This window comes from Wocania ichthyoenteri Th78, from assembly GCF_000789235.1.
In the GTDB taxonomy this organism is placed as follows: Bacteria; Bacteroidota; Bacteroidia; order Flavobacteriales; family Flavobacteriaceae; genus Wocania_A; species Wocania_A ichthyoenteri.
In genome coordinates this window covers 2,605,002-2,622,016 of record NZ_KN525716.1, presented here as the reverse complement: position 1 = coordinate 2,622,016, position 17,015 = coordinate 2,605,002, and the positions used below count along the sequence as shown (strand labels likewise).

Below are 17,015 nucleotides of genomic sequence, written 5' to 3'. Positions count from 1 at the left end.
ATAGTGAAAGGAATTCCGATTGACGAATTACGACAGACGATTTTTAATTGGAGTTAGGATTAGCATTAGGGATTGATGCGGCATCCTTTTTTGAGGCACGAGAAAAAGATATAGCGGAAAGCCCGACCCTTTTGGGGAATGCCCAAAAAATTGAGATACTGAAACAAGTTCAGCACAAGAAAAAGCCTTGTAAAAAACAAGGCTTTTAAGTATTTATATGATTAACATGGCATCGCCGTAGCTATAAAACTTATATTTTTCTTTTACGGCTTCGTCATAGGCCTTTTTTATAAAATCGTGACCTGCAAATGCAGAAGCCATCATTAACAATGTAGATTTTGGTGTATGAAAGTTTGTAATCATACAATTTGCGATACTAAAATCGTATGGTGGGAAAATAAATTTATTGGTCCAACCATCAAATTCATTTAGCTTTCCGCTTGATGATACTGCACTTTCTATGGCGCGCATAGCCGTTGTACCTACTGCGCAAACACGTTTTTTATTTTTCAATGCGTTATTTACAATGCTTACTGCTTTATCATCTATTTTTAACTCTTCGCTATCCATTTTGTGCTTAGATAAATCTTCAACCTCAACAGGGTTAAAAGTTCCTAAACCTACGTGAAGTGTTACTTCGGCAAAATCAACACCTTTAATTTCTAAACGTTTTAATAAATGTTTAGAAAAATGCAATCCAGCAGTTGGAGCTGCAACGGCACCTTCGTTTTTAGCGAAAATAGTTTGGTAACGGTCTTCGTCTTCTGGCTCAACATCTCTTTTAATGTATTTTGGAAGTGGTGTTTCTCCTAGTTCTGTTAGTTTTCTACGGAACTCAGTATACGATCCATCATATAAAAAACGTAAAGTACGCCCTCTTGATGTGGTGTTATCTATAACCTCGGCTACTAAAGTATCGTCATCACCAAAGTATAGTTTATTACCAATCCTTATTTTTCTTGCAGGATCTACTAAAACATCCCAAAGGCGTTGTTCTTCGTTTAATTCTCTCAATAAAAACACTTCAATTCTAGCTCCAGTTTTTTCTTTATTACCGTACAATCTAGCAGGAAACACTTTAGTATTATTAAGAATCATAACATCGTCTTGATCAAAATAACCAATAAGATCTTTAAACATTTTGTGCTCGATGGTTTGCTCTTTTCTGTTTAAAACCATTAAACGCGATTCGTCTCTATTCTCTGCTGGATATTCTGCTAATAATTCGTCTGGTAAATTAAACCCAAAGTGTGATAATTTCATTGAAAACGTTTATTTATTATATGTTTAATTGTTTATAATCAATACTCTAAAAATTACAAACGGCTGCAAATATACAATCTGAGCATAGGCCTTGTCAAGTAAATGAGTGATTATTATTCAGATATTTTGAATCCGATAGATTTTAAATCGTCCCAAAACGTTGGATAAGACTTTGATACTACCATGGCATCTTCTATAATAATTGAAGTTTTTAATGCTAAAGGCGCAAAAGCCATTGCCATTCTATGATCGTGATAAGTTTCAATTGAAATCATTTCTTTTATTGATTTAGAAGCATGCAAAAGCAATGAATCGTTTGTTATATCTACCTTTCCTCCTAATTTTTCAATTTCGGTTTTTAAAGCTACTAACCTATCAGTTTCTTTTATTTTAAGCGTATGAAGCCCTTTTAAATCGCAAGGAACTCCTAATGCAAAACAGGTTACAGCAATAGTTTGTGCAATATCTGGAGCGTTTATTAAGTTAAAGGTTTTAGGTGTTAGGTTTTGGGCTTCCTTTTTTAAGATGATTGTATTATTTAAAAATGTAGTTTCAACCCCAAATTCTTTATAAATATTAACTAAAGCAGAATCACCTTGCAGTGAGTTTTCTTTATATGATGATAATGTAATTTCGGTACCTACTTCGCTTAATGCTACAATACTAAAATAGTACGATGCCGAAGACCAATCTGATTCTACTGTTAGGGTTTTAGGTGTTAGGTTTTGGGTTTTGGGTTTTACTATAATGGTGTTATTTACAAAAGAGGATTCAATACCTATTTCATCTAATAAACTCAATGTCATTTTTATATATGGAACTGAAGTGATTTCGCCCTCTAAGGTTAACTCAATTCCATTTTCAAGTTTTGACGCTATTAATAATAAAGCAGAAATATATTGACTGCTTACATTAGCTTTTAGCGATACTTTATTTTTAGTTAACTTATTCCCTTTTATTTTTATTGGAGGAAAGCCTTCATTTTCCACATAACTTATATCTGCTCCTAAATCTTGTAAAGCATCAACCAAAATTTTAATTGGTCGTTCTTTCATTCTTTTAGAGCCTGTAAGGGTTACTTCTCCTCCTTTTTGAATAGAAAAATAGGCTGTTAAAAATCGCATAGCAGTTCCTGCATGATGGATATCTACAATATTAGATGATGAAGTCAATGCTTTTGTCATTAGTTGACTATCATCTGATTTTGAAACATTTTCTAAACGTATCTCTGGGTATAATGCTTTTAATAGTAATAATCTATTAGATTCACTTTTAGAACCTGTTATTATAATTTCAGATTTACTATTTCCTATTTCTGATTTATGAAGGGTAATACTACTCATTGTAAAATTGTCTTGCTTCTTAAAGCTTGCAAATTTACTTTAATTTTTCGTTATTATGATGCCTATCGTGGTCGCGTTTTGCTTTCTTATCCATTCTTTTATCAAATGCGTTTTGTAAATCTACGCCTGTTTGGTTTGCTAAACACAACACTACAAACAAAACATCAGCTAATTCTTCGCCTAAATCTTTGTCTTTATCGCTTTCTTTTTCACTTTGTTCGCCATAACGACGTGCTATAATTCGAGCTACTTCGCCAACCTCTTCGGTAAGTTGTGCCATATTGGTAAGTTCGTTAAAGTAACGTACACCGTGTTGGTTAATCCAATCGTCAACTATTTTTTGTGCGTTTTTAATATCCATTATACTTTGGTTAAAACTATCTGTTCGTTTTCTTTTTCTATGAGTTGTTTAAAATACGCTTTTAAAGTTTCATAATATAAAGGCGATATAATTGATGTATTCATTTTAGCGTCTATTAATAACTGTATTGTTGATCCCTTTTGAGATAATATATATTTAAACATTCCTAAATCATCTGGTAAAACTAAAGCAGTACCTTCTGGTATCGACTCCACTTTATAGCCTTCTGGCAAGTTAATTGTTATTCTGTATGTGCTTGAAGATGGGTAACCAAAATCTACTGGGAATTCTCTTTTTTCTAATTTAAAAGGATTTTCTTTTGTTCTTAAAAAAAATAAAGGTGAAAAATATATTTTATCGCCTATAATATCGGCTTGACTTTCTTTAAAAAACTTATACGATTCCATGACTGGTTTAGACAACTCAACAGCATTTGCTACTTTAAAATCCGAAATTTCTAAACCATCGTGTTTGTTTTCAAGTTGCTCTAAAAAATCATCTTCATTAGCATTATTATATCTTTCTCTGTATGATAAAGCTTTATGGTTTGTTTTAACACTTCTGAAATTACCTTCTAAATCACCTTCTTCAGATAAATCTGCCATCATTAAAATTGAGGTTTTAGAATTTTCGCTAGGATATAAATTAATTAAACTAGAAGTTCCGTCTTTTTTAATAATTCTTCCTTCCCAATTTAACGTTCTGTATGGTAATATATTTGGAGAACCGTATTTATTGGTCGCATCTAACAACACATGACCTGTTGGCAGTTCAACACAAGAAACGACATAATTATAGCCTTCTCGTGTTGGAAATAGTGGAATTCCGTTTTGCCGTGTACTCACTAAAACGGGGTTTGCTTCTAAACCTGCATAACGCAACATGGAGGTGAGCATCAAATTAATTTCTGCAACATTACCAACTTGTTCTTTGTATGCTTTTCTAACGCCACCACTAGTATATTTGCCGTAATATGTATTCCATTTTACTCTAGATTTTACAAAATCAAAAATTAATGCCACTCTTGCTTTTGGATCTGAAACGGCACTTATAAGCGCGTCTATATCATCTTCATAATATCCAGATTTGTCTAGCTCTGCACCAAAACTAGAGCTTTTGTATATGGTTTTAACCACATCTTCCCAAGTGGTTGAATAGTACTCTATTGTAGATTGTGGCATTTTAACATAAGATAACTCGTATTTAACGGAAGACCTATAATTGTTTATATTATTTACATAAGGCTCTTCTTTTAAAGCTGGGATATTTTCTAAACTATAAGATGATACTATTTTAGTAAACTCAATTTCTCCCGATCGATAATGAGTACTAGCGTCCAATGCTTTATTCTCACTTATAGGCACTTTATTCTTATATTGAAGTTTATCTCTTTTATTTTCTATTTTTGGAATAACTTGTAAAAACCCTTTCATATTCACTTTAAAATTGTAATACTCAGGAGCTTGAAATTGGGCTTCTAATTTTTTAATTGGAATAGCATGCTGTAAACGAAACTCATCTACATTTGAATAAAAAGGAGATATAATTTTATACTCGTATTCTACAACCGAACCTTCTTTAATATTAGGCATTGTAAATTTAGTTTCGTTATGGTATTTTGATTTTTCTGTTTTAAAAATACCGTCTTTTTTAAGTTTGGTGTCTTCAATTGTTCCATCAACTAAATTATAAGTATAAGCTTTTAAACCTCTTGCGTTTTCTTGATGCGAACCACTTTTATATAAATTTATAGCTTTTGTAGCATAATCAAACCCTTCTTTATTATATATTTTTACACGTTCGTGTACTTCGGTTATTAACTGAAAGCCTTTTTCTTTTTGATGCTCAAAAAATGTTTTTCTGTATTTATATAAATACGTTGCACTTGCAGATGAATCTAACGGATTATATTTTTCTTGTAATTCTTCTTTTGATACTTTACCAAATTTATAATCTTGAGCTATAGATATTTGACAAATAAATAATATTGCTAATGTTGTAATTACATTTTTCATTTATTATTCTTTTTTAATTAATGCTACTTTGGTGTTATCTTGTTTTGAAACTTCTTTATAAAATGTTCTAAATTTACTGTAATCTTCTTTCGGGAATTCGCCATCGTTAACCACAAATTCTCTTTTATACAGCAAAGTGTTTTCATCTTTTACAATTACTTCAAATTTATAACTGCCAAATTTGTTTTCTATAACTTTCTTGTTTGGTAACAATTCTACTTTATAATCTTGTGGCAATGTAATTTCAACCTCGTCAATATCTTTAAAACCCCTTTTTATTTTTAAAGGCAACTTTCTGTCTCTATATCTATCTGGAATATGCGTATTTCGGTTTAAAGCATTAACCGTTAAAAGCATTCTGTTAGCTACTATTTTTGAGTAGTTTGTGGCTTGAAAATTTAAAGTTTCGTTAAATACAATGCTGTCTTTATCATTAATAATTTCCATATTATCTATATTCATATTATTAATATATCTCCAGCGTTTTTTATAGTGTTTATCTAAATCTCTTTCAGTTTCAGATTCTAACCAATATTTGTCGTCGTATTGAATGCCTTCAGATTTAACTGTTGCATGTACATTAATAACTCCATCATTTGAAACCGAATAATTGCCTTTAATAATTTGAGCGTTTTCTTTGGTATTATACTTTTTGGTACGTTGTATTTTTCCGCCTTCGGGCGTAATTACTAATACGTCTCTGTTGTCGGTAAAATCGCCAATAAAGCCAAAGGGTAGTTCTTGACTGGTGCATTCTAGCCAAATTGTTTCGTTATCATTCGGAATGGAAAGAATAACATGATTGCCTTGAATTGAGGTAAAATCTTCCTCTATATTTCGTTGCGAACTTCCCGCATAAACCACACTATAATTAGATTCAATATTTGCTGATTTTAAAAGCGACATGGTGTAATTTGTTAGCGCTTTACAATCGCCGTAGCTTAACCTATCGACTTCTGATGCATTAAAAGGTTTCCAGCCACCAATACCAACTTGCACACTTATATACCTAACTTTATCTTGAACGTATTGATATATTTTCTTCGCTTTATCGATATTATTGGTTTCATCTTTAACCAAATTTTGAATGTCGCTAATGGTGCTTTCTGGTAAATCGTGGGTCACTTTAATTAAATCGTGATACATCCATTTGGCAAAATCGTCCCAATTTTCAACAACCGTATTTACGCCTTCTAAAGTAAATTGCTTTGAAGCAAATAAAATTTTTGGAGCAAAATCTACCATTGACGGACTATAATCTTCTGGTTTAAATGCTGATAAATTTTTAGCTTTATAAAAAATACGACCTGCAATAACTTCTTTTTCAATTTCAATATTTTCAATATTTTTTTCTTTCTTTCTAATGGTAATATCCTCAGGATAATTAATAGTATAAGAGCTTGTTTCTACACTAACAAAATAATCATCAATTGGTGTAAATGATGGAATGAAAGCTGTATTACCTGTAATAGTTTCATAAGTAAACTCAATGGTATATGGGTAATTAATGGGTGTGTACTCTAAATATTTTACTCTGGAATCTGAATATAAAGTACCTCCATCTACAGCACTAACATCTTTAAAATCGTTCTTTCTTATTTTCTTTATTTCGTTACCAAAAGCATCAAAAGCTAAAACTTCAAGAGTTTTAATTTTTACATTGTTATCGTAATGCACATAGGCATCAATATTTTTGTTTCCTTGTTTATTTAATACGGTTATAATTCTTTTTTCTTTAACAGACATTTCGCTAGAAGATTTTAACGAAATAACAACCTCATTAAGCCTAATAACAGCATTGGAATTTTCTTTTAAATCTTTAGAAATTGTTAAACTAGAATATAAACTATCTTGAGAAAAAACAGTTAATGTTGCGAATAGCATTACAATATTCGCAATAGGTTTTAGAGTCATAGTTTGATTTTTTAACTAGATTAAAGCCATAAATATAAAGGAACAAACCCCATATTTATATGAGGAAAATCATATTTTCAGAAATTTCTCCTCGCTTTTTTAATTAAAATTCTTACAGTTAATATAATAAAACAAGGGAAAACTATATACTTTATTTCACTAAAAATAACACGTAGTCCCCATTCTGAGAAAAACTTTTCTATACCAATAGGTGATACTTTTATTTCTCTAAAAGGAAAGAAAAACCGATTGTTATTAAACGGAATAAAAAAACCAACGCCTTCTCCACCACTCGTCATGGCATCTAAAACTCCGTGCGATATTGTGGATAACAATATGACTAAAAACCAAATAAGTTTATGTTTTCTACCAAAAGCAAACATTAAAACAAGTGCCCATAAAAGAGCAAAAACAATAGAATGTGTAAATCCGCGATGTCCAAAAGGGTGCAAATATGGAATTCCAAATTTAAAACCTATAACATCAAAATCTGGTAATATAGTTGAAAAAATAGCACCTAATAAAAGTAATTTACTATGCTTAGTATTAATTAATTTAGTCAAAGTATAACCAACCACACTATGCCCAAAAACTGAAGCCATTTACTCTTTATTTTTGGAATCTATTATTATAGTTACAGGACCATCGTTTAGTAATTCTACTTTCATATCTGCACCAAACGCTCCTGTTTGTACTTTTTTACCTAAATTTAATTCTATCTGATTAATAAAAGCTTTGTATAACGGAATGGCTACATCTGGTTTTGCTGCTTTAATATAACTAGGTCTATTTCCTTTTTTGGTTGATGCGTGTAATGTAAATTGACTCACTACAATAACATCTCCGTTACTATTTATAAGGGATTTGTTCATCACCTCATTTTCATCACTAAAAATGCGAAGGTTTACTATTTTATTAGTTAACCATTTTATATCTTCTTGAGTATCTTCGTTTACAATTCCTAAAAGCACAAGCAACCCGCTTTTAATTGAAGTTACTTTTTCACCTTCAATAGTTACACTCGCTTTAGAAACTCTTTGAATCACTACTTTCATTCCTTTTCCCAAGTATCAGTTCTGTAATGCTCGTCTTCGCCTTCAATAATTTGCAAATAACTTCTGTATCTTGAAAAGGCTATTTCATCATCGTCTAAAGCTTTTTTTACAGCGCAATTTGGTTCTTTGATATGCAAGCAATTATTGAATTTACAATCTTGTTTTAATTTGAATATTTCAGGAAAATAGTCACCTACTTCTTCTTTATCCATATCTACAACGCCAAAACCTTTTATACCTGGCGTATCGATAATTTTGGCATCAAAACTTAAATCGAACATTTCTGCAAAAGTGGTAGTATGTTGCCCTTGCATGTGTTGTGTGGAGATTTCTTTTGTTTTGATATTTAATGAAGGTTCAATAGCATTTACAAGTGTAGATTTACCAACTCCTGAATGACCTGAGAACATACTTACTTTTCCTAGCATTAAAGCTTTTACCTTGTCTACATTTTTACCTGTAACAGCAGAGACACCAATACACTCATACCCAATTTTTCTGTAAACATGCGCTAAATACTTAACTTCATTTAGCGTGTCTTCGTCATAAGTATCAATTTTATTAAAAAGCAAAACTGTTTTAATAGAATATGCATTAGCTGTAACCAAAAAACGATCGATAAAACTAGTTAGTGTTGGCGGATTGTTTATAGTAATCATTAAAAACACCAAATCGATATTCGCTGAAATAATATGTGTTTGTTTAGATAAGTTTACTGATTTTCTAACAATGTAATTTGTCCTGTCGTGTATCTTATGAATAATCCCTGATTCTTGATTATTATCGGTTTCCAATTCAAAATCAACAATATCTCCAACGGCTATAGGATTGGTACTTTTAATGTCTTTTAAACGGAATTTTCCTTTTATACGGCATTCGTAAGTCTCCCCCAATTCAGTTTTTACGGTGTACCAACTCCCTGTAGATTTATATATGCGTCCTGTCATTCATTTAAATATCTCACAAAATAACAATTTTTATATTGAATGACCCCTATTCAATATAAATGCTTTTTACAAAATTGATAATATTTTACGCAACCTAAAATCTTACATTTATACTAAAAACTACATTTAATCTGATTTAATGTCTTTTTATCGGATAATTTTATATTTTAGCACCTTAATTTTAACAAATAATCAACAACATGAAAAAATTACTTATTGTTTTGGCTATTAGCCTTTTTGCATTTATGGATGCAACCGCTCAAGTAGAGTACAAGATTGTAACTAGTGTAGAGTCTATTGTGCCTAATGGCTTAGGGCGTTCAAGAATTATTAGTGCTAATGAGACAAAAGATTACAAACAGTTTACTTCAACACAAACAGAAGAAGATAATACTCGTAACAAATCTAAGCGGAGCGAAATAAGAGTTAAAGGATTCGATGAAACTAAACTTTTAAATTTTTATAATTTAGGTGGAATTCGTTTTCAAAACATTGCTGCTAATGATGCCCTAATAGAATCAAAAATAAATACCATGATTGAAGAAGGCTGGGAATTAGCTTTTGTAACTAGTGGTGTAGAAAGTGAAGGTGGAAAAGGTGACGGGCAAGGTATTTTTATTACCCGCTATATATTTAAAAGAAATAAACAATAATTTAATTCTTTTTATATAGAAGCCTCATTGAAATAATTATTTCAATGAGGCTTTAATTTATAATATATTTTAATCAATTATCCATTAATTATCTTCTCTTGATGATTGATAGATTCTTGGTGAATAGCTTTAAACATTTTTAAAATAAACTCTTCGCTCAAACCATGGTCTTGTCCTTCCAAAACCATTTTTCCTAAAATTTCATTCCAACGCTTACTTTGTAAAACGGCAACGTTTTTTTGTTTTTTAAGTGCTCCAATACCATCTGCAGCAACCATACGCTTGCCTAATAAGCTAATAATTTGATTATCTACAACATCAATCTGTGCTCTTAAATTATCAAGAGATTTATTATACTCCGTTTCAGAATCTGTTTCTTTTCTTATTTTTAAATCCTTCATAATTTGTACTAAATTAGATGGGGTTACTTGTTGCGCAGCATCACTCCAAGCATTATCAGGGTCAAAATGAGTTTCAATCATTAACCCATCAAAATTCAAATCTAATGCAGCTTGAGACACATCAAAAATCATATCTCTCTTACCTGTAATATGAGACGGATCGTTAATTAAAGCAATGTCTGGATACTTATTTTGAAACTCAATAGCTAATTGCCATTCTGGATTATTTCTATATTTAGATTTTTCGTAAGTTGAAAACCCTCTATGTATTGCACCAATATTTTTAACACCTGCTTTGTAAATTCTTTCTATACCACCTAACCATAACGCTAAATCTGGATTTACAGGGTTTTTTATTAATACAGGTTTATCTGTACCTTGTAAAGCATCGGCAATTTCTTGCATTATAAACGGACTTACCGTAGAACGTGCTCCAATCCACAATAAATCTATATCATGCTCTAAAGCTAATTTTACGTGTGCAGCGTTAGCAACCTCGGTTGCTGTTTTCATACCAGTTTCTGCTTTTACCTTTTGCAACCATTTTAAACCTAAAGCTCCAACGCCTTCAAACATTCCAGGGCGTGTTCTTGGTTTCCATATACCTGCTCTAAAATAGCTAACATCTGTATCTTTAAGCTCGTGTGCTATTTTTAATACTTGCTCTTCGGTTTCTGCACTACATGGCCCTGCTATTACTAAAGGATGATCTAATTTTAAATCATCTAACCAGGTTCTCATTTCTTTTTTGTTTTCCATAATTTCACTACTTAACTAATTCCATTTAAAATATCTTTTATATAATTGGTATCTTTCATCTCGTTAAAAATCGCATCAAAATCGTCTTGTTTCATTAACTCTTTAAAATGCGTGAGATTTGTGATATATTCTTCCAATGTTTCAATAACATTGGTTTTGTTTTGTTTAAAAATGGGTGTCCACATTTCTGGCGAACTTTTTGCTAATCGAACGGTTGACGCAAATCCACTACCAGCCATATCAAAAATATCGCGTTCATTTTTTTCTTTTTCAATAACCGTTTTACCTAACATAAATGAACTAATATGCGATAAATGCGACATGTAAGCAATATGCTTATCGTGTGCTTCTGGATTCATGTATCGAATACGCATCCCTATATCTGTAAATAATTTTAGTGCTTTTTCTTGAAGCTTAAATGTTGTTTTTTCAACCTCACAAATAATATTTGTTTTGCCAACAAACAAATTTGGAATGGCTGCACTTGGACCAGAGTGTTCTGTACCAGCAATAGGATGCATGGCTAAAAAATTTCTTCGCTTGGGATGATTTTCAACAACTTTACAAATATCTACTTTGGTAGATCCTGCGTCTACAACCAATCCGTTATCCGAAATTTTATCTAAAATAGTTGGTAACAATTTTACCGTAGCATCTACTGGAATAGAAACGATAACTAAATCGGCATGTTTAATATCATCTAAAGTAGCTTTTTTATCAATTAAATTAAGTGACAATGCTATTTCTAATGTGGCATCTTTTCTACTAATACCATGAATAATCATATCTGGATTATTCTTTTTAATATCAATAGCAAGACTACCTCCTATTAAACCAACGCCTATTATATATATATTTTTCATTCCTCTCCCTAACCCTCTCCTTTGGAGAGGGAATTGTTACGATTAAATTTTTACCCTATTACTTTTTTTACTTTCATTCTCTACTACTGCCAACTTATTTCACTCGTGCTATGGCTTCTTCTAAAACTTCGGTTGTGGCACATAAAGAAAACCTAATATACCCTTCGCCTTTACTACCAAAAATGGTTCCAGGTGTTATAAAAATATGGTACTCTTTCAATATTAAATCTATAAATTCTTCCGACTTTACATCCGCTGGTAATTTTGCCCAAACAAAAAGTCCCGTAGCCTTTTTATCATAAGTACAATTTAACACTTCGGCTAATTGCCAAACTAAATCACGTCGTTGTTGATATACACTATTTAAAGTACTAAACCACATCTTTGAGCATTTTAAAGCTTCAATAGCGCCTTTTTGAATGCCATAAAACATACCCGAGTCCATATTGGTCTTAACCTTTAAAATATTATTAATATGCACGCTATCTCCAAGAACCATACCTACTCTCCACCCTGCCATATTAAAAGTTTTACTTAACGAATTAAGCTCTAAACATACCTCTTTTGCACCTTTGACACTCAATATGCTTTTAGGCGAATCGTTTAGAATAAAACTATACGGATTATCATTAACTATTAAAATATTATGGCGTTTTGCAAAGGCTACTAAACCTTCAAACAATTTCTTTGTTGGCTGCGCTCCAGTTGGCATGTGTGGATATGTGACCCACATCATTTTTACTTTACTTAAGTCCTTTTTTTCTAAAGCCTCAAAATCTGGCATCCAATTATTTACTTCATCTAATTCATAGAGTACCCCTTTTGCTCCAACTAATTTTGTAACCGATTGATAGGTGGGGTAACCAGGGTTAGGGATTAAAACTTCATCGCCTGCATTTAAGTAGGTCATAGAAATATGCATAATCCCTTCCTTACTTCCAATCAAAGGTAAAACTTCTGTAAGAGGGCTTAAACTAACAGAAAAATGTTCTTTATAAAAATCTGCTATGGCACCTCTTAATTCTGGCAATCCTTGATAACTTTGGTATTTATGTGCTGTAGCGTCATTCAAACTATTAGAAATTGCATCAATCACCTTTTGTGGCGGTCTCAAATCTGGACTACCAATAGCTAAATTAATAATAGATTTTCCACTTGCAATAAGCGTATTAACTTCTCTTAATTTTTTTGAAAAGTAGTATTCTTCAACAGTATGTAATCGGTTAGCAACTTCAATCATAACTTTGCATTTTTATATTCTCCTAAAACCTTAAATTTTGTTGCCATAATTTCTACTATCGATTTTGCTTTTTTATAATTTTCGTAAGTATCAAAAGTCACATCAACAAAAAATGCATATTTCCAAGGTGTTTCAATAACTGGTAAGGATTGAATTTTAGTTAAATTCATTTTACAATCACTTAATACATTTAAAATAGCAGCTAAACTTCCTCTTTTATGATCTAATTGAAATTTCAATGATGCTTTATTTATTTGGTCAATACCATTATTAGGTTGTTCAGTTTGAATAATTACAAACCGCGTAGAATTATCCTTCATGGTTTGAATGTCATCTTCAAGAATTTCTAATCCAAAAATTTCTGCTGCAATTTTAGGTGCTATTGCTGCAACACATTTTAATTGATGTTTTTCAATTCTTTTTGCAACCTCAGCGGTATCAACATCTTCAACTAATTTAATATGTGGATACTGCTTAAAAAACTCTTTACATTGTAACAGTGCCATAGGATGCGAACACACTTCCTTTATGTCTTCTATTTTCTGATTTGGCAACGCCATTAAATGATGATGAATATTCAAATACCTTTCTCCACAAATGTGTAGGTTATACTTATCTATTAATGCATAATTAGGAATAATAGAACCAGCAATCGTGTTTTCTATAGCCATAATGGCTTGGTTAGATGTTTTATCTAATAAACTATCAACCAAAGCATCAAAAGACAAAAATTCTTTTAATAAAATATCTTCACCGTAATAGTCTCTTGCTACTTTATGATGATTTGATCCTTTCGCGCCTTGTATAGCTACTGTTTTTATCATATATAAAAAAAGTCCCGATTTTCATCGAGACTCATATTAAAATTTATAGTTATAAATTATACATACAACGCCTCGTTCCTTTTGCTAAAAAAGAAATAAAACCAGTTGTTAAAATATGTATAATGCATTGTTGTTGTCTTAATTACGCGGCTAAAGTAATTAATTATTTAAGAAATCAAAATTGTACAAATAGTTTTTTGTGCATTTATTAAAAATTTTAAAGATTTTACAGTAAAACCAATATAATATTAGATAATCATTATTTTTGAATAAATATTTTAAATATGTCTATAGAGGTTGAAGGCGTTTCAAAACATTACGGAAATCAAAAAGCTTTAAACAATATTACTTTTAAGGTTGACAAACCTGAAATTGTTGGTTTTTTAGGACCTAATGGCGCAGGTAAATCAACCATGATGAAAATATTAACCACTTATGTTAACTCTACAAATGGGGTTGCTAAGGTAAATGGGGTTGATATAAATGAAAATTCGCAAAGCGTTCAGCAAAGTATTGGATACTTACCAGAGCATAATCCGTTATATTTAGACATGTACATTAGAGAATATTTAGCTTTTAACGCGAATATTTATAAGGTTTCCAAACAACGTATTGAGGACGTGATTGCACTTACTGGTTTAACGCCAGAAATTCACAAAAAAATTGGGCAACTCTCAAAAGGCTATCGCCAGCGTGTCGGTTTAGCAAATGCGCTGTTGCACGATCCTGAGGTTTTAATTTTAGACGAACCTACAACGGGGTTAGACCCCAATCAATTAATAGATATTAGAAATCTTATTAAAAATATTGGCAAAACAAAAACCGTGTTTTTATCTACACACATCATGCAAGAGGTTGAAGCCATGTGCGACCGTGTTATTATTATTAATAAAGGTGAAATAGTTGCCGATAAAAAGTTAAAAAAACTTCGCGAAGGCAAAGAGCAAACCGTTATTGTGGAGTTCGATTACCGTGTTGAAGATGCCTTTTTATTAAAACTACCAAAAGCAGAACGCGTTGTAAATACTTATGATTTTGTTTACGAAATTACGTTTAAAACTTCTGAAGATATGCGTTCTTACGTGTTTGATTTTGCACACGATAATCAATTAAAAATTCTTCAACTCAATCAAAAGAATGCGAGTTTAGAGAGTTTGTTTAGGGAATTGACAAGCTAAGAAACTTTCTTCCTTTTAAACTACTGCTATTGATTAAAGCATGACAAAAATCATCTTTCCAAAAGCAAGCAATAAACTATCTTTGCTGTACTATAAAAACAACACATGAGTAAAGGAATTTATGTCGCTACCATTGAACCCAACAGCGGAAAATCTGTTGCTGTACTTGGTTTAATGCGAATGCTTTTAGGCAAAACGGCAAAGGTAGGTTATTTTAGACCCATAATAGAGGATACCGAAAATGGAGAAATGGACAATCATATAAATACTGTGATTTCCTATTTTGATATAGATATTGATTACAAAAAAACATTTGTTTATACTAGAAACGAAGTCCTCGACTTATACAACCAAGGAAAATCTGGCGATGTTATTGATGAGATTATTAAAAAATATAAATATCTGGAAGAACGCTTTGATTTTGTATTAGTTGAAGGCACCGATTTCTCTCATGAAAATTCTAGTTTAGAATTAGATATTAATATCTTAATTTCTAAAAATTTAGGATTACCTGTTATTATTGTGTCGCAAGGCGATGGAAAAGATGTAAAAGAAATTGTTGACAATGTACAGTTAGCTCACGATACTTTTAAAGAAGAAGTTGATGTGCTGTCTATAATGACGAATAAAGTTAATCCTGATTATCTTTCAGAATTAAAAACACAATTAAAAAATCGTATTAATAACGGTACCGATATTAGCGTTATTCCTAAAATAAAAAGTTTGGCGAGTCCTACTTTAAAAGAAATATTAAAAATGCTAGATGGCACTATTCTTTTTGGTAAAGACATGATTAACAACCAAATTGACAACTTTAGCGTAGGCGCCATGCAATTACGCAACTACTTAACGCATTTAAAGGAGAACGCTTTGGTTATTACCCCAGGCGATAGAGCCGATATTATTTTAGGCGCATTACAGGCCAACATTTCTAAAAATTATCCAAAAATATCGGGTATTATTTTAACAGGCGGATTAATTCCTGAAGAACCTATTTTAAAATTAATCGAAGGATTGTCTAGCGTAATACCAATAATTAGTGCTAAAGCAGGTACGTTTCATGTTACCAACACCATTGGTAAAATAAAATCTAAAATATACGCTGAGAATATTGATAAAATCACAACCTCGATTGCAACGTTTGAAAAGCATGTAGATACTGATAAATTATCAGATGATTTAATTACATTTCAATCTGATATTTTCACCCCTAGAATGTTTCAATACAATTTATTACAACGTGCTTTAAAAGACAAAAAACACATTGTGCTTCCTGAAGGTTATGATGAACGTGTGCTACGCGCCACAGCAAGATTAATTGATGCGCATGTGGTAGACATCACTTTAATTGGTGAAGAAGAAAAAATAAAAGAACGCTTAGAAAAATTTGATATTGCTTTAAATATTGAAAATATAAACATCGTTTCTCCTTTAAAATCACCTCATTTTGAAGATTACGTAAACACATTTCATGAGCTTAGAAAACATAAAAACATAAATTTAGATATAGCAAAAGACGCCATGACCGATGTATCATACTTTGCCACTATGATGATTTATAAAGGACATGCCGATGGTATGGTTTCTGGTGCAATTCATACCACAGCACACACGCTGCGTCCTGCGTTGCAATTTATAAAAACAAAGCCAGGTGTTAATATTGTATCATCAGTATTCTTTATGTGTTTAGAAGATCGTGTCTCTGTTTTTGGAGATTGCGCTATTAACCCAAACCCCAATGCAGAACAATTAGCAGAAATTGCTATTTCATCCGCACAAACAGCTCAAAATTTTGGAATTGAACCTAAAGTAGCCATGCTATCTTATTCATCAGGTGCATCTGGTAAAGGCGAAGAAGTAGACAAAGTTAGAAAAGCTACAGAAATTGCAAAAAAGCTAGTTTCAGATTTAAAAATTGAAGGCCCAATTCAATATGATGCCGCAGTAGATATGCGCATTGGAAAAAGCAAACTACCAGATTCTGAAGTTGCTGGACAAGCAAGCGTGCTTATTTTTCCCGATTTAAACACCGGAAACAACACCTATAAAGCGGTGCAACGAGAAACTGGCGCATTAGCCATTGGCCCTATGCTACAAGGCCTTAACAAACCTGTAAACGATTTAAGCCGTGGCTGTACTGCCGACGATATTTACAGCACCGTAATAATAACCGCCATACAAGCGCAAGACCTTTAATTT

At 31.7% G+C, this 17,015-nt stretch carries 16 protein-coding genes; 4 read left to right on the top strand and 12 right to left on the bottom strand.

Annotated features, from left to right (window positions below; genetic code table 11):
• Nucleotides 1–47: 47 nt before the first annotated feature.
• On the top strand, nucleotides 48–209 hold the full coding sequence (locus RG22_RS17890; protein WP_156113377.1) for a hypothetical protein: 162 nt from the start codon (nucleotides 48–50) through the stop codon (nucleotides 207–209).
• A gap of 4 nt (nucleotides 210–213) precedes the next feature.
• Here the strand turns inward: RG22_RS17890 and queA are convergent, their stop codons facing one another.
• The 8 genes from queA to rsgA form a co-directional block, all read right to left on the bottom strand.
• The gene (queA, locus tag RG22_RS11300) at nucleotides 214–1,263 is read right to left on the bottom strand and encodes a tRNA preQ1(34) S-adenosylmethionine ribosyltransferase-isomerase QueA (protein ID WP_034043246.1); all 1,050 of its coding nucleotides are present in this window, start codon (nucleotides 1,261–1,263) and stop codon (nucleotides 214–216) included.
• 113 nt (nucleotides 1,264–1,376) lie between these two features.
• The gene (locus RG22_RS11295; RefSeq protein WP_052143719.1) at nucleotides 1,377–2,606 is read right to left on the bottom strand and encodes a 3-phosphoshikimate 1-carboxyvinyltransferase; all 1,230 of its coding nucleotides are present in this window, start codon (nucleotides 2,604–2,606) and stop codon (nucleotides 1,377–1,379) included.
• Nucleotides 2,607–2,640: 34 nt separating this feature from the next.
• Nucleotides 2,641–2,967 carry a nucleotide pyrophosphohydrolase gene (locus RG22_RS11290; protein ID WP_034043244.1) on the bottom strand — a complete coding sequence of 109 codons (327 nt, stop codon included), beginning with the start codon at nucleotides 2,965–2,967 and terminating at the stop codon, nucleotides 2,641–2,643.
• A complete protein-coding gene (locus RG22_RS11285) occupies nucleotides 2,967–4,982 on the bottom strand; it encodes a transglutaminase domain-containing protein (RefSeq protein ID WP_034043242.1) in 2,016 nt (671 codons plus the stop codon). Before RG22_RS11285 ends, RG22_RS11290 begins: the two co-directional genes overlap by 1 nt.
• Nucleotides 4,983–4,985: 3 nt before the next feature.
• A complete protein-coding gene (locus RG22_RS11280) occupies nucleotides 4,986–6,896 on the bottom strand; it encodes a DUF3857 domain-containing protein (RefSeq protein WP_052143718.1) in 1,911 nt (636 codons plus the stop codon).
• Between the two features lie 77 nt (nucleotides 6,897–6,973).
• Nucleotides 6,974–7,498 (bottom strand): metal-dependent hydrolase, encoded by a 525-nt coding sequence (locus RG22_RS11275; RefSeq protein WP_034043240.1) that lies wholly within the window; start codon nucleotides 7,496–7,498, stop codon nucleotides 6,974–6,976.
• Complete coding sequence (dtd, locus tag RG22_RS11270) at nucleotides 7,499–7,951, bottom strand: D-aminoacyl-tRNA deacylase (protein WP_034046015.1); 453 nt, start codon at nucleotides 7,949–7,951, stop codon at nucleotides 7,499–7,501.
• The gene (gene rsgA / locus RG22_RS11265; RefSeq protein WP_034043238.1) at nucleotides 7,948–8,898 is read right to left on the bottom strand and encodes a ribosome small subunit-dependent GTPase A; all 951 of its coding nucleotides are present in this window, start codon (nucleotides 8,896–8,898) and stop codon (nucleotides 7,948–7,950) included. Before rsgA ends, dtd begins: the two co-directional genes overlap by 4 nt.
• Nucleotides 8,899–9,098: 200 nt before the next feature.
• Here rsgA and RG22_RS11260 point away from each other — a divergent pair, with 200 nt between their 5' ends.
• Complete coding sequence (locus RG22_RS11260) at nucleotides 9,099–9,551, top strand: hypothetical protein (RefSeq protein WP_034043236.1); 453 nt, start codon at nucleotides 9,099–9,101, stop codon at nucleotides 9,549–9,551.
• A gap of 77 nt (nucleotides 9,552–9,628) precedes the next feature.
• Here RG22_RS11260 and RG22_RS11255 read toward each other — a convergent pair whose 3' ends face one another.
• The 4 genes from RG22_RS11255 to RG22_RS11240 all read right to left on the bottom strand — a co-directional run bounded on the left by RG22_RS11255 (nucleotide 9,629) and on the right by RG22_RS11240 (nucleotide 13,638).
• On the bottom strand, nucleotides 9,629–10,711 hold the full coding sequence (locus RG22_RS11255) for a bifunctional 3-deoxy-7-phosphoheptulonate synthase/chorismate mutase type II (protein WP_034043234.1): 1,083 nt from the start codon (nucleotides 10,709–10,711) through the stop codon (nucleotides 9,629–9,631).
• A gap of 11 nt (nucleotides 10,712–10,722) precedes the next feature.
• Nucleotides 10,723–11,574, bottom strand: a complete 852-nt coding sequence (locus tag RG22_RS11250; protein ID WP_034043232.1) for a prephenate dehydrogenase — start codon at nucleotides 11,572–11,574, stop codon at nucleotides 10,723–10,725.
• Nucleotides 11,575–11,668: 94 nt separating this feature from the next.
• The gene (locus RG22_RS11245) at nucleotides 11,669–12,814 is read right to left on the bottom strand and encodes a pyridoxal phosphate-dependent aminotransferase (protein ID WP_034043231.1); all 1,146 of its coding nucleotides are present in this window, start codon (nucleotides 12,812–12,814) and stop codon (nucleotides 11,669–11,671) included.
• Nucleotides 12,811–13,638: a prephenate dehydratase gene (locus RG22_RS11240; RefSeq protein WP_034043230.1), complete on the bottom strand. Its 828-nt coding sequence runs from the start codon at nucleotides 13,636–13,638 to the stop codon at nucleotides 12,811–12,813. Before RG22_RS11240 ends, RG22_RS11245 begins: the two co-directional genes overlap by 4 nt.
• Before the next feature lie 284 nt (nucleotides 13,639–13,922).
• On the opposite strand from RG22_RS11240, the gene gldA reads away from it, so the two are divergent.
• Nucleotides 13,923–14,816: a gliding motility-associated ABC transporter ATP-binding subunit GldA gene (gene gldA / locus RG22_RS11235; protein WP_034043229.1), complete on the top strand. Its 894-nt coding sequence runs from the start codon at nucleotides 13,923–13,925 to the stop codon at nucleotides 14,814–14,816.
• A 105-nt stretch (nucleotides 14,817–14,921) separates the two neighbouring features.
• A complete protein-coding gene (pta, locus tag RG22_RS11230; protein ID WP_034043228.1) occupies nucleotides 14,922–17,012 on the top strand; it encodes a phosphate acetyltransferase in 2,091 nt (696 codons plus the stop codon).
• Nucleotides 17,013–17,015: the final 3 nt, after the last annotated feature.

What these genes read in the sequence shown, in the direction of transcription:
- queA (WP_034043246.1), bottom strand. Translation starts at nt 1,263, where the DNA reads ATGAAATTATCACACTTTGGGTTTAATTTACCAGACGAATTATTAGCA.
- RG22_RS11285 (WP_034043242.1), bottom strand. Translation starts at nt 4,982, where the DNA reads ATGAAAAATGTAATTACAACATTAGCAATATTATTTATTTGTCAAATA.
- RG22_RS11250 (WP_034043232.1), bottom strand. Translation starts at nt 11,574, where the DNA reads ATGAAAAATATATATATAATAGGCGTTGGTTTAATAGGAGGTAGTCTT.
- RG22_RS11275 (WP_034043240.1), bottom strand. Translation starts at nt 7,498, where the DNA reads ATGGCTTCAGTTTTTGGGCATAGTGTGGTTGGTTATACTTTGACTAAA.
- gldA (WP_034043229.1), top strand. Translation starts at nt 13,923, where the DNA reads ATGTCTATAGAGGTTGAAGGCGTTTCAAAACATTACGGAAATCAAAAA.
- RG22_RS11255 (WP_034043234.1), bottom strand. Translation starts at nt 10,711, where the DNA reads ATGGAAAACAAAAAAGAAATGAGAACCTGGTTAGATGATTTAAAATTA.
- RG22_RS11245 (WP_034043231.1), bottom strand. Translation starts at nt 12,814, where the DNA reads ATGATTGAAGTTGCTAACCGATTACATACTGTTGAAGAATACTACTTT.
- RG22_RS11240 (WP_034043230.1), bottom strand. Translation starts at nt 13,638, where the DNA reads ATGATAAAAACAGTAGCTATACAAGGCGCGAAAGGATCAAATCATCAT.
- pta (WP_034043228.1), top strand. Translation starts at nt 14,922, where the DNA reads ATGAGTAAAGGAATTTATGTCGCTACCATTGAACCCAACAGCGGAAAA.
- RG22_RS11295 (WP_052143719.1), bottom strand. Translation starts at nt 2,606, where the DNA reads ATGAGTAGTATTACCCTTCATAAATCAGAAATAGGAAATAGTAAATCT.
- RG22_RS11260 (WP_034043236.1), top strand. Translation starts at nt 9,099, where the DNA reads ATGAAAAAATTACTTATTGTTTTGGCTATTAGCCTTTTTGCATTTATG.
- RG22_RS11290 (WP_034043244.1), bottom strand. Translation starts at nt 2,967, where the DNA reads ATGGATATTAAAAACGCACAAAAAATAGTTGACGATTGGATTAACCAA.
- rsgA (WP_034043238.1), bottom strand. Translation starts at nt 8,898, where the DNA reads ATGACAGGACGCATATATAAATCTACAGGGAGTTGGTACACCGTAAAA.
- dtd (WP_034046015.1), bottom strand. Translation starts at nt 7,951, where the DNA reads ATGAAAGTAGTGATTCAAAGAGTTTCTAAAGCGAGTGTAACTATTGAA.
- RG22_RS11280 (WP_052143718.1), bottom strand. Translation starts at nt 6,896, where the DNA reads ATGACTCTAAAACCTATTGCGAATATTGTAATGCTATTCGCAACATTA.